We start from the raw sequence: 10,952 nt of genomic DNA, 5'->3' as shown, positions 1-10,952 counted from the left end.
AAACAACTGGGAAGGGATAGAAATATATAAAGATGACGATGATGTAATAGGATGCAGCGCAGAAGGGCATGTAAGCCATGTATTATCGGCGAGATTAAGCAGCAGGCCATTAGGATGGAGCAAGGAAGGATTAAAGATAATGGCAAAGCTAAGGGTATTTAGCAAGAATGGAGGAAATTTAAGGGAAATAAGTGTGTTTAAGGAAGATGAAAAAGCCTTCAAGGTAAGTAAGAAGAAAATAAAAGAAGCGATAAGAAAGATAAATAAATCTTCACGTGAAGTTATGAATAATATAACGATATTGAACATAGGGAAAGTAACGCCAATTTACAGGATATTAAAATCAATAAAATATGAAAATATAATTTAAGTTTTTTAAATTTAACAAACGCCTTGAAACTAGCTAATTTAAGGGGTTGTCTATAAAAATTAACCTACAATATCTTGACACTATCAATCTTAAAATTTTACTTGACATTTTTGCTAAGTTTTCATCGCTTATATTCAATTTCCCCTTTTCTAAGAAATTCACGATGTCTTCAATTTTATCAAGAAGAATATCAATGTCTTCTTCTATCTTTTCTAGAGCAACGGATTTTGCTAAAATAGTTGCTATTATATTAAAGTGATAGTCTTGGATTCTGTTGATGATTATAGAGTTGTAGGTAACTTCGAATTTAGCATTGGGATTAACGATCAATTTAAAGTCCTCTTTAATCATGGAAGGAGGATTATTCCTTAGATTTTTGTCTATTTTTTTTAGATAATTAATGACATCTTGTGTCTCATGAAAGGCCATATTGACACAAACAATGCTACCAAAAGAAAATATAAAAACGAGCTTATCATCGGGTTTTGCTAATATACCTTTAAGATTTCTTTCCCTTAGAATTAAAGGTTCTTCCCATTTGAATTTTTTATTTATACCGAAGTGACCGGCGATTTCATTAAGATTTATTTCGTTGCCGATAGTATATGATATAAAATCATAACTTGCCATTCTTTTCACTCCTTTGGATATCTCATATTTATTTTTCCTTAAATGGTAAAATAAATACTTTCAAAGCTTAATAATTACAGCTAGGCTATGGAAAGATGGACAATTCTGTGTTATGATTTTGTTATAGGCTAGAAAGGGGGAGTAGTATGGATTTAACTAAAGCATTAAGCTTTGAAGAATATTTAAACGATTTGACAGAGGAACAGAAAAACGTATATTTTAACTTTTATAATAACATTTTTTTAGATGAAGATAATATTACTTTTATTGAAAAAATACAAGAAACTGTAAACTTAATTGTTTTTTCTGAAGGTTATTGCCCCGACTGTTTAGTAACATTGCCTATATTAAAAAGGATAATGGAAATAAATAAAAAAATCAATGGCTATTTATTTAAAAGAAATGGCAATGAAAAAATGCTTTTGGATATGGTAGGAGAGGCAAGAATTCCTACTATTCTATTATTTGACAAGGATTTCCAACCAAGAAGTTTTTATATTGAATTTCCTAAGGAATTTAAAGAAAAACTTACAGATTTAAAGGATGATGAAAAAAAGCAGTATATACTAAAGTTTCGAGAGGGGAAATATGTAAAGCTTATTGAAAAGGAGATAATAGAGCTGTTAAAGGATTTGGCCAGCTAAAGCTGGCCTTGCTTTATTAGTTCCTTTTGCTCCCTTGCCATGTCTTTTATGCGTGGTTTTACGCTTCTTGAAACAATAACTTTTCCAAACCATAATAATGCCTCATCATTTTTGCCTAGTCTTCTTGCAATTTCTCCTATTAAATACATTAGAGTATGCTGATCCAAATTGCAAATTGGAAAGCTTTCCTTTTCAAAGGCTTCCTTAAAACCAATTAATGCAAATTCAAGAAATCTTAATTCATTTTCAGAATCTTTTTTTAATCTATACATCCAGGCTAATTTAAGACAATTATATGCCTTTTCGCTGCTTTTTGAATTTTTTACAGCACAATTTAGTAATGAATATTTATATCTTTCTATAGCAATATCAACATCATAAACATTAGGATAAGCTTTAGGTTTAAATTTTGGGGTAATATTTTTTAAAATGAGTTCTATCTGATAGCTTCTAATTTTATCGAAATAACTTATCATTGCACCATAACCACAATAAGGACAAATTACTACATCATAAAAGAGAGGATTTATATTTTCATAAAGGGGCATTAAATCCGTATCTTTACCTATTAATCTTATTTTTCCTATTTTTACAGCTCTTGCTTTAAAGGAACGATTACAAACTGGACATGAATAGGTTTTGTCATAAAGGAAATTTTCTTCATTTATTTCTTCAGATTTTTTTATTTGACTTTCATCTTTTTTTTCATCATCATAAAGTTTTATTTCATTAAGATTATTAAAGCCAAATTCCTCAAGACCAGAAAATATTTCCTGCATAATATCATCCTTTCGTATGCTTTTTTTCAAGGTTATAAACAAATGCTATTATTTCAGCAACAGCCTCATATAATTCAACTGGGATAGGCTTATTTAAAGGTAGTTTTGATAATTCATCGGCTAAATTTTCATCTTCAACTACTGGGACATTTGATTTTTTTGCTAATTCTAATATTTTTTCAGCTATAAAGCCAGAACCTTGAGCAACAATTTCAGGAGCTTTATATGTTTTTTCGTATTTTAGAGCTATTGCTTTCTTTTTCATACCTTCACATCCAATTCAACTATATTATCAATAAAAAAATTATTTAAATCAACTATTGATATTCGTTTGTTATTTTCAGTTATTTTAATAATAGTATTTTTATGCCCCTTAATCTTTAGTTTATTTACTAAATCATCAATGTTATTTATAAAAATATCTTTATATTCTTTATTAACAAAAAATTTTATTGACAGATTTTGAAGATTATTGATTATAAATATATTTATATCCCCAAATTTTTCAGAGGAAATTCTCAAATAAAATTTGGAGTCATTATTATCTATGTTGTTTTTAAATTTATCTTTTTTTTGAATTAGTAAATTTTTTAACACATTATCATTATCATAGAAATTGAAGTAGTAAATGTCATAATTTAAACATATTTTTTCAAGTAATTCTTTTAGAGCAACTAAACTTTTTAGTTGTTCTAAACAATTGCTTGAGCTTTCCAAATTAATTTTACTTATAAAAGAACTAAAATCAACGGTTTTGTTTTTTGATTTTTCTTCGGATGAATTGATTACTTCGTTTAAATCAATATCATCAATAAAAGCTAGAATATTAAATACATTGTCGATACTAATATCCAAATCATTTTCTATAAGAAAACATAGATGATTTATGTTTACTTCCCTTAATTTATCCAAAACATTGCTAATGTTCTTGTATGTTTCCTCTGCATGTGTTATATTTTCTGTGGTAAACTTTTTTATAAGGGAAAGAATTTTATCATTATCTAATTTTTTTAGAGATTTAAAAAAATTAATATACTGATAAATTAATGAAATATAAAAATCATTTGCAGGAATATTAAATTTAACTAAAGTTTCGATTATTTCTTTGCCTATTTCTTTTGGGATATTAAGCTTGTTTAGAATATCTAAATAATCATTTTTATTTGATTCAATAACATTATAAGGTCGTAATAAAAGAACGTTATCTTCAATATTTTCAATATAAAATTTTATAAACTTGTTAGATTCTATATTTGACATGTTTCGTATAATTGCCTGTAAAGTTTGACCGTTAGGTAGCTGCAAATATCCTATGCCGTTATCTTTAGTTAATATTTTTGCGTATAAGGTTTTTCCAATTTGAATTTTTTCAATCGAAGTTTTATAGTTAAGGCTGTTAATGTTAATTATTTTCATGTTTATCACCTTTATATGTTATCGGAAAAATAATAAAAAAATAAAGATGGGATGTGAAGATATGGCGTTATTCGCATTATCGGACTTACATTTATCTTTTTCATCAAATAAGCCAATGGATATTTTTGGGGAAGTATGGGAAAATCACCATTTAAAAATTTTAAATAATTGGAATTCAAAAGTTATGGAAGATGATGTTGTCCTTATTCCTGGTGATATATCATGGGCCATGAAATTCGAAGAGGCATTATTAGACTTAGAATTCATTCATAATTTAAATGGTAAAAAGGTTTTGCTAAAGGGAAATCATGACTATTGGTGGAGTTCTATTTCTAAGCTTAATTCTTTATATGAAGATATGTTTTTTTTACAAAATAATTTTTATTCTTACGAAGATTATGCTATATGTGGAACTCGTGGCTGGATAAACATAAATGAAGATGACGAAAAAAATCAAAAGGTTTACAATAGAGAACTTATAAGGTTAAGACTGTCATTAGAAAGTGCAAAAGGTTATAACAATAAAATAGTTATTATGCATTATCCTCCAATAACTAAAATAAGTGTTGCACAGGAGTTTATAGATGTCTTAAAAGAATATAAGGTAGAGAAAGTCATTTACGGTCATATTCATTATGATGCACGCCACATTTGTGTTAATGGATTTGTTGATGGAATAGAATATATTTGTGCATCTGCAGACATAATTAATTTTGATCCAATTAGGATATTTTAAAAAAATGTGGACAAAATAATTATAGGAGGGATCAGCGATGAAAGAATTAAACTTAAGGATTCCTTCTATGCATGATGAGATGTCTGCTAAGAAGGTTGCAAGTATTATTGAAGGTATAAGAGGTATTGAGGACGTAAATGTGGATTTTCAAAGTGGAACAGTTAATGTCTTTTATGATGAAAACCAGGTGATAGATGAAAAAATAAAGTATGTTATCACCAAAAATGGCTTTGAAATAAAGTAGGCAAAATATCCCCAATTGGGGGATATTTTTTTGCTGCTAAAGCTGATATAATTTAGATATAAGGTTGTTAGGGGGGACATTATGGATATTAGCAGAATTTTTAATCAGGTTTTGGTGTTATTTTTTATTATGATTGTGGGCTATGTAGCAAGAAGAAAAGGGATAATAGAAAAGAGTTTAAATAAAGGCATTACGGAGCTTATATTAAATATTACATTGCCTTTTATGATAGTATCCTCCTTTAATTATGAATTTTCAAAGGAAATGCTATTAAATGCAGCAAAATTATATATGATATCTTTAGTTTTACATTTATCTTTGGTCTTGATAAGCAAATATATTTTTTATAAATACGATGAAAATGAAAAAAGCGTTTTAAGGTTTGCCATAATATTTTCTAATTGTGGATTTATGGGGTATCCAGTCGTTGAAAGCGTTTTTGGGAAGATAGGTATATTTTATGCTGCAATATTTAATATCAATTTCAATATATTTATTTGGACAATAGGAGTTATGCTCTTTAATTCCAAAGGTGAAAAACAAAACTTTAAAAAGGCCTTTTTGAATCCAGGAATGATTTCAGTAATAATAGGGCTAATTTTGTTTATATTTTCAATTAAACTACCATTTGCAATTCAAAAAACTTTAGAAATGGTAGGTTCAACGACAACACCATTATCGATGATAATTATTGGTTCTATGTTAGCAGAGGTTGAATTCAAAAAGCTTTTTAATGATAAAAAGCTTTATTATATTACATTTTTACGACTAATAGTTGTCCCCTTAATTACATTAACTTTATTAAAACTTTTGAATTATTCAAGTTTTTTATTAGGAATTCCTGTTTTAATAATGGCTATGCCTGCAGCAGCTAATACTGCTTTGTTTGCGGAAAAATATCAAGCTGATACCAATTTAGCATCAAGATGCGTTTTTTTAACTACAATTTTATCAACATTAACTATTCCTTTAGTTATGTTGATGCTAAATTAATCCCTTTTCTTTTTTGATTTCATTGAGGGTTTTTGAGGTGACATTAGATGGATCTATTTTAAGCAATTTTATTGTTTCTAAAATGAAGCTTTCATCCTCCGACTCAATTTCAATATACGGAAAGGGGAATTCTTCTTTATTCCATGTGTCAAAATCTATAATGCAGTTATTAAATAAAAAGCTTTCACGGTGCTTAGTTGCTTTTTTCAAAAAATTAATGCCTATGCTTTTTAAAAAGTTTATGCCGGCTTCTACTGAATTAATTACAACATCCTTCTCAATTGTTTGCCTTGTTAAATTCTTTGAAATGATTAATTTGGAAGTTAAAATTATTTTTTCAGTATTATCAATTAGATTTTTTGTTTTTCTTATTCTTATATATCCATCATTTTGGATGGGCAGATCAAAAAAATAATTTTCTTGAAATTCTTCTTTAATTTTTTTTGCATTAAGGTTTATTAGTAGCTCTTTTATTTGTTTGACATCGATATCAATAACTTTTACTTCTATTTCTTTCATATTTTCTCTCCTTTTCATTTTGAATTTATTTTGATTATATTGTAAAATATTGCATAAGACAACTAAAAGGGGGAATTTTATGGACAAATTTTATGAACAATTAATAACGACATCAAAAAGTGCTGTTTACAAGTTTTTGAATTTTTTAATGTATTGCTCCTTTATTTTTGCAGTTTTTTATTTTCTTTTAGCTGCTCTTTTGTTTAGCATGCTTTATTTTATTGCAGCTGCAATAGTATTAATATTGGGATTTGCTTTTAGAATATTTAGAAACAGACAGTATAAAGAATACGAATATATTTTTACTAATGGTAACCTTCAAATAGACACAATCTATAATAAATCAAAACGCAAAACATTAATAGATGAAGATGTAAAAAATTTTGATGCTTTTGGCAGGGCTGATGAAATAAAAGTTTCGGATGATTATAAAAAAATATTTTGTATTCCTTTTGACTGTAAATCGGAAATATATGTATTTCTTGCTAGTGGAAAGAGGGCTGTTTATATAGCACCCGATGAAGAGATGTTAAGGCTAATTAATCTGTATAATGTGAGGAGAAGATGGTAAAATGAAGGGGATTAGGGGTAAAATATCGATAATATTTTTCATTATAGTTTTATTATTTAATTTTTCATCCTGTTCAAAAAAGAGTGTAGAAAGAACAAAACAAGACGGAATGGTTTTTTATGAAGTTTTTGTTAGGGCTTTTTATGATAGCGATGGTGATGGGATAGGGGATTTAAAGGGACTTACACAAAAATTGCCATATATTAAATCACTTGGAGTTAATGGTATTTGGCTTATGCCTGTTTTTAAATCCCCAAGCTATCATGGTTATGATGTTTCTGATTATTATAATATAAATCCTGAATATGGGACAAATGAAGACTTTGAAAATTTTATTAATAAAGCACATGAACTCGGTATAAAAGTTATATTAGATCTTGTTGTAAATCATACCAGCAGTAAACACCCTTGGTTTTTAAATGCAGATTCCTCACCAAAGAGCAAATACAGGGACTATTACATTTGGGCCACACAGGATACAAAATTGAACGAACCTTCGGCTCTTGGAACAAAACAGTGGTATAATAAAGGAAGCGGATTTTACAATGCTATTTTTTGGTCTGAGATGCCGGATTTAAACTTTGATAATAAAAAAGTCAGAAAAGAGATAAAGAAAATAGCCAAATATTGGCTTGACAAGGGTGTAGATGGCTTTAGATTAGATGCAGCAATGCATATATATCCACCTAATAGGGTTCAGGATACATTAAATTGGTGGAAGGAATTTGGAGATTACTGCAGGAGTATAAAAAAAGATGTATATTTAGTCGGTGAAGTTTGGAGTAGTGAAAGGGCTATTGCACCATATCTTAAATATTTAGATTCTTGCTTTAATTTTAAACTTGCGGAAGGAATTATTGATGCAGTTATAAAAGGAGATTCATCAAAATTACAATATAATTTGCCTTTTATATATGATGAATATAAAAACTCCTATAAGGATTACGTGGATGCACCTTTCTTGACTAACCATGATATGGATAGAGTAATGAGTAAGATCGATGATGTAAATAAAATGAAGCTTGCAGCAAGCATATTATTGACTATGCCTGGTAACCCATTTATTTATTACGGGGAAGAGATAGGGATGAAGGGCGAAAAACCTGATGAATATATAAGGGAACCCTTTAAATGGGGGAAAGAATATGTCCCTGGTCAAACTAAATGGATAGATTCAGAATATAATGTTGGAGATTATGCACCATCGGTGGAAGAACAGGATAATGACCCTAAGTCATTGTTAAACTTTTATAGAGACATGATTAAATTCAGATTAGGTAATGACATTCTTTCAAAGGGAGACATAACCATCATAGAAACTCAACCTGAGATATTGGCTTATTATAGAGCAATAAATAATGATAAGTTATTTATAGTCCATAATTTAACGGGCAATTTAGTAAATACTGAATTGAAATTGGATCAAAATGATAAATTAAAAGGTGAGACGCTTAAAGGGGATGGAATTGTTCGAATAGAAGATAACAAAATAAAAATAAATTTAAAACCATATTCTACTGTAATAATAAAATAAAATTTTTTGTTAATAATTTTAGTTATAAATTGTAATATTTCTTTTTTATGGGATAATAGTATGCAGCATCTATAAAATTTTGAGGTGGTAAAGTTGAAAAAAATTCTTGCTGTTGTTTTAATTGCTGTAACGGTGATGGCAGGTATTGCATTAGGATCATTTTATTATATAAACAAAAAATTTATGTTCCATCTCCTAAAGATTTTTTTAAGCATAACGATGGACAAGGTGCCAATCTTAATTATAATGAAGAGAAGGGTATTTTTAATATATTGTTAGTTGGCTTGGACAAACGTAGTGAAAATGATATCGGAAGAACAGACTCAATCATCTTAGCAAATATCAATACCGAAGCAAAGACAATAAAGCTTGTTTCTTTTATGAGGGATATGTATGTCCCAATTCCGGGGCATGGACTTAACAGAATTAATGCTGCATATTCGTTAGGTGGGCCTGAACTTTTAATGAAAACCCTTCAGCAGGATTTTAATATTGATGTTAAGTATTATGTGTCCATCGATTTTAGGGCCTTTCAAGATTTAGTTGATAAATTAGGCGGTATAGATGTTGAAGTTAAGGATTATGAAGTCAAGGAAATTAATAAGTATATTAAAGAAGTAAATGGTTCAAAGGCAACATTATTAAGTGGACCTGGGTATCAAAAACTAAACGGACAGCAGGCACTATCCTATAGTAGAATAAGAAAGGTTGGTAATGGAGATTTTGAAAGAACGGAAAGACAAAGAAGGGTTTTAACTATTTTGATTAACAAAGCAAGGAATGTAAGTATATTTAAAATTCCGGATCTTGCTTCAACGGTATTAAATTATATAAAAACGAATATTCCTACTGGAAAGCTTATGAACCTTGCATATACTGTATATAGATTTGGTAATACACCTGTAGAAACAATAAGGATTCCCGCTGATGGAATGTTTGAAAATATGAGGGTAAAAGGAATGGCTGTTCTTGTTCCGGATTTAGAAAAGAATGTTGTTTATTTAGAAAAGTTTTTATCATCACAAGGAATAGCATTTTCAAATTTGCCTTCATATATGGCTAATAACTTTCATTTCAATGACAAGCCGATAGATAACAGGGGAAAGGTTAGAAATGTTATAAAAATAGTAATTCCTAAGGAAGATTTAACACCCACGATTAATGAAGATGAAACAGAACTTGAAGAAAGCATTATAAATCCTGGTAGCAATAATAATGTTAATAACAATTCTGAAGTTATTGTTCCTTCAGAATAATATAGGGCACCAAAAGGTGCCCTATATTAATTCATAATTATAGAGTTTAGTATTTTCAAGTTTGATTCTTGATTTAATTTAATTTCCCTTGGTAGAATTAAGGATAAAGGATTGGAAGGCTTGCTTTCGCCAGAAACATCAATTCCTATAATGGTATATTTTTCTTTAATAAAATTTAAAATATATAAAAGTTCACTTAATTTCATTTTACCCTGGTCCCAATTCGTAACAGCGTATTTAGGGTCTAATACATCCTTATCTATGCTTATATATACTTTTGAAATTGAAAAACTTTTAAGTAATGATAAAGTTTTTTTGAGAAAATTTTCATTGTATTCAAGAAAAGTAATTTTCTCATTCAAGTTTTTTGCGTTAAACTTTGATACTCCTAAAACAAGAATTTTGCAGATATTTGGTAATTTAGATGCTTGAGTTATCCACGAACCGCAGCTTATAGTTCCATTAGGCATATCATTGCAATCACAATGGTTATCAAAAACTATAAGGGAAAATTCATATGGAATATTTGATATGATAGAGTAGGTAATATGGTGATAATCTCCAGAACCAATGAAATTTATGCTTCCCATGGTGGGAATCAATTTTTTACTCAATTTTTGTAACTTATCGAGGGATGAAATTAATTTTAGTCCGGATATATTTGTAAAGTCCAACACCTTCCCTGCCTTTGCAATTAACTCGCTTTCATAAATTAAGGTGTTATCAAAGTTAATGATATTTACGCCATTTAATCTCCCCATCAGAACACCTCCAATGAAGATTTCATAGTGTAAAATTATTGTAGGACGAAAAAGGACAAAAAATTTAAAAGAGACAACCCCTGTGGTAAAATAAAAAGTGGAAAAAACACAAATCAATAAGGGGGTGTCTCTTTTGAATAATATTATACAACATGATATTATACAACAACATTTAATAAATTTCACTACTAAATTAATAAAAAATGTAGAAGAAATGCTGTCAAAAGAATGGGATTTTACAAAACTTGTTGAGGTAGTTAAAGAATCGACTGATGAACTTGGAAGGAATATAATAAAAGACTTTTTAGAAGAATTAGATAAAGCGATTAAAGAAGATGATAAGAGAAAAAAGGAATGGATAGTTGAAAGAAAAGACAAGAAAAGTATTATTACGCTCCTAGGAGGAATAGAATATTCAAGAACATACTACAAATCAAGAAAGAGCGGAGAATATAGATATTTACTTGATGATGTTATAGGTATAAGGAAACAATGAGAA

General features: G+C 28.6%; 16 protein-coding genes. 10 read left to right on the top strand and 6 right to left on the bottom strand.

The window, feature by feature from the left end; all coding sequences use genetic code 11:
• Positions 1-370: UPF0236 family transposase-like protein (locus CAAU_RS14230; RefSeq protein WP_192811182.1), on the top strand; the 370-nt coding region annotated here is incomplete at its 5' end.
• Between the two features lie 33 nt (positions 371-403).
• Here CAAU_RS14230 and CAAU_RS05080 read toward each other — a convergent pair.
• Entirely contained in the window at positions 404-1,000 is a 597-nt protein-coding gene (locus CAAU_RS05080; protein WP_008908354.1) for an RMD1 family protein, read from the bottom strand.
• A 146-nt stretch (positions 1,001-1,146) separates the two neighbouring features.
• On the opposite strand from CAAU_RS05080, the gene CAAU_RS05075 reads away from it, so the two are divergent.
• The gene (locus CAAU_RS05075) at positions 1,147-1,644 is read left to right on the top strand and encodes a thioredoxin family protein (RefSeq protein ID WP_008908353.1); all 498 of its coding nucleotides are present in this window, start codon (positions 1,147-1,149) and stop codon (positions 1,642-1,644) included.
• Here CAAU_RS05075 and CAAU_RS05070 read toward each other — a convergent pair.
• The 3 genes from CAAU_RS05070 to CAAU_RS05060 are packed head-to-tail and all read right to left on the bottom strand — an operon-like array spanning position 1,641 to position 3,839.
• The gene (locus CAAU_RS05070) at positions 1,641-2,423 is read right to left on the bottom strand and encodes a DUF2225 domain-containing protein (RefSeq protein ID WP_008908352.1); all 783 of its coding nucleotides are present in this window, start codon (positions 2,421-2,423) and stop codon (positions 1,641-1,643) included. The genes CAAU_RS05075 and CAAU_RS05070 overlap by 4 nt on opposite strands.
• 4 nt (positions 2,424-2,427) lie before the next feature.
• On the bottom strand, positions 2,428-2,688 hold the full coding sequence (locus CAAU_RS05065; protein WP_008908351.1) for an EscU/YscU/HrcU family type III secretion system export apparatus switch protein: 261 nt from the start codon (positions 2,686-2,688) through the stop codon (positions 2,428-2,430).
• Positions 2,685-3,839, bottom strand: a complete 1,155-nt coding sequence (locus tag CAAU_RS05060; protein WP_008908350.1) for a hypothetical protein — start codon at positions 3,837-3,839, stop codon at positions 2,685-2,687. Before CAAU_RS05060 ends, CAAU_RS05065 begins: the two co-directional genes overlap by 4 nt.
• A 61-nt stretch (positions 3,840-3,900) precedes the next feature.
• Between CAAU_RS05060 and CAAU_RS05055 the strand changes: the two genes are divergently transcribed.
• The 3 genes from CAAU_RS05055 to CAAU_RS05045 all read left to right on the top strand — a co-directional run bounded on the left by CAAU_RS05055 (position 3,901) and on the right by CAAU_RS05045 (position 5,812).
• The gene (locus tag CAAU_RS05055; RefSeq protein WP_008908349.1) at positions 3,901-4,575 is read left to right on the top strand and encodes a metallophosphoesterase; all 675 of its coding nucleotides are present in this window, start codon (positions 3,901-3,903) and stop codon (positions 4,573-4,575) included.
• 37 nt (positions 4,576-4,612) lie between these two features.
• Positions 4,613-4,819, top strand: coding sequence for a heavy-metal-associated domain-containing protein (locus CAAU_RS05050; protein WP_008908348.1), 207 nt, complete (start codon positions 4,613-4,615; stop codon positions 4,817-4,819).
• Between the two features lie 81 nt (positions 4,820-4,900).
• Positions 4,901-5,812 carry an AEC family transporter gene (locus CAAU_RS05045; protein ID WP_008908347.1) on the top strand — a complete coding sequence of 304 codons (912 nt, stop codon included), beginning with the start codon at positions 4,901-4,903 and terminating at the stop codon, positions 5,810-5,812.
• Here CAAU_RS05045 and CAAU_RS05040 read toward each other — a convergent pair.
• The gene (locus CAAU_RS05040) at positions 5,804-6,331 is read right to left on the bottom strand and encodes a class IV adenylate cyclase (RefSeq protein ID WP_008908346.1); all 528 of its coding nucleotides are present in this window, start codon (positions 6,329-6,331) and stop codon (positions 5,804-5,806) included. The genes CAAU_RS05045 and CAAU_RS05040 overlap by 9 nt on opposite strands.
• A gap of 79 nt (positions 6,332-6,410) precedes the next feature.
• Here CAAU_RS05040 and CAAU_RS05035 point away from each other — a divergent pair, with 79 nt between their 5' ends.
• From CAAU_RS05035 to CAAU_RS05020, 4 genes are all read left to right on the top strand, one after another.
• Complete coding sequence (locus CAAU_RS05035) at positions 6,411-6,902, top strand: DUF6106 family protein (RefSeq protein ID WP_008908345.1); 492 nt, start codon at positions 6,411-6,413, stop codon at positions 6,900-6,902.
• Between the two features lies 1 nt (position 6,903).
• The gene (locus CAAU_RS05030; protein ID WP_008908344.1) at positions 6,904-8,436 is read left to right on the top strand and encodes an alpha-amylase family glycosyl hydrolase; all 1,533 of its coding nucleotides are present in this window, start codon (positions 6,904-6,906) and stop codon (positions 8,434-8,436) included.
• Positions 8,437-8,529: 93 nt separating this feature from the next.
• On the top strand, positions 8,530-8,715 hold the full coding sequence (locus CAAU_RS14815) for a hypothetical protein (protein ID WP_008908343.1): 186 nt from the start codon (positions 8,530-8,532) through the stop codon (positions 8,713-8,715).
• The gene (locus CAAU_RS05020) at positions 8,709-9,692 is read left to right on the top strand and encodes an LCP family protein (protein WP_008908342.1); all 984 of its coding nucleotides are present in this window, start codon (positions 8,709-8,711) and stop codon (positions 9,690-9,692) included. The genes CAAU_RS14815 and CAAU_RS05020 overlap by 7 nt, the downstream gene beginning before the upstream one ends.
• A 26-nt stretch (positions 9,693-9,718) precedes the next feature.
• On the opposite strand, the gene CAAU_RS05015 is transcribed toward CAAU_RS05020, so the two are convergent.
• Positions 9,719-10,453 (bottom strand): arginase family protein, encoded by a 735-nt coding sequence (locus CAAU_RS05015; RefSeq protein ID WP_008908341.1) that lies wholly within the window; start codon positions 10,451-10,453, stop codon positions 9,719-9,721.
• Positions 10,454-10,586: 133 nt separating this feature from the next.
• Here CAAU_RS05015 and CAAU_RS05010 point away from each other — a divergent pair, with 133 nt between their 5' ends.
• Entirely contained in the window at positions 10,587-10,949 is a 363-nt protein-coding gene (locus tag CAAU_RS05010; RefSeq protein ID WP_008908340.1) for a UPF0236 family transposase-like protein, read from the top strand.
• Positions 10,950-10,952: the final 3 nt, after the last annotated feature.

It is taken from the genome of Caloramator australicus RC3, assembly GCF_000297115.1.
Taxonomy (GTDB): Bacteria; Bacillota; Clostridia; order Clostridiales; family Caloramatoraceae; genus Caloramator; species Caloramator australicus.
This window is presented reverse-complemented; position numbering and strand designations above follow the sequence as displayed.

Excerpts from the sequence above, each read along its gene's own strand:
- CAAU_RS05035 (WP_008908345.1), top strand. The coding sequence starts at position 6,411 with ATGGACAAATTTTATGAACAATTAATAACGACATCAAAAAGTGCTGTT.
- CAAU_RS05015 (WP_008908341.1), bottom strand. The coding sequence starts at position 10,453 with ATGGGGAGATTAAATGGCGTAAATATCATTAACTTTGATAACACCTTA.
- CAAU_RS05075 (WP_008908353.1), top strand. The coding sequence starts at position 1,147 with ATGGATTTAACTAAAGCATTAAGCTTTGAAGAATATTTAAACGATTTG.
- CAAU_RS05070 (WP_008908352.1), bottom strand. The coding sequence starts at position 2,423 with ATGCAGGAAATATTTTCTGGTCTTGAGGAATTTGGCTTTAATAATCTT.
- CAAU_RS05045 (WP_008908347.1), top strand. The coding sequence starts at position 4,901 with ATGGATATTAGCAGAATTTTTAATCAGGTTTTGGTGTTATTTTTTATT.
- CAAU_RS05050 (WP_008908348.1), top strand. The coding sequence starts at position 4,613 with ATGAAAGAATTAAACTTAAGGATTCCTTCTATGCATGATGAGATGTCT.
- CAAU_RS05040 (WP_008908346.1), bottom strand. The coding sequence starts at position 6,331 with ATGAAAGAAATAGAAGTAAAAGTTATTGATATCGATGTCAAACAAATA.
- CAAU_RS05030 (WP_008908344.1), top strand. The coding sequence starts at position 6,904 with ATGAAGGGGATTAGGGGTAAAATATCGATAATATTTTTCATTATAGTT.
- CAAU_RS05055 (WP_008908349.1), top strand. The coding sequence starts at position 3,901 with ATGGCGTTATTCGCATTATCGGACTTACATTTATCTTTTTCATCAAAT.
- CAAU_RS05060 (WP_008908350.1), bottom strand. The coding sequence starts at position 3,839 with ATGAAAATAATTAACATTAACAGCCTTAACTATAAAACTTCGATTGAA.
- CAAU_RS05065 (WP_008908351.1), bottom strand. The coding sequence starts at position 2,688 with ATGAAAAAGAAAGCAATAGCTCTAAAATACGAAAAAACATATAAAGCT.
- CAAU_RS05080 (WP_008908354.1), bottom strand. The coding sequence starts at position 1,000 with ATGGCAAGTTATGATTTTATATCATATACTATCGGCAACGAAATAAAT.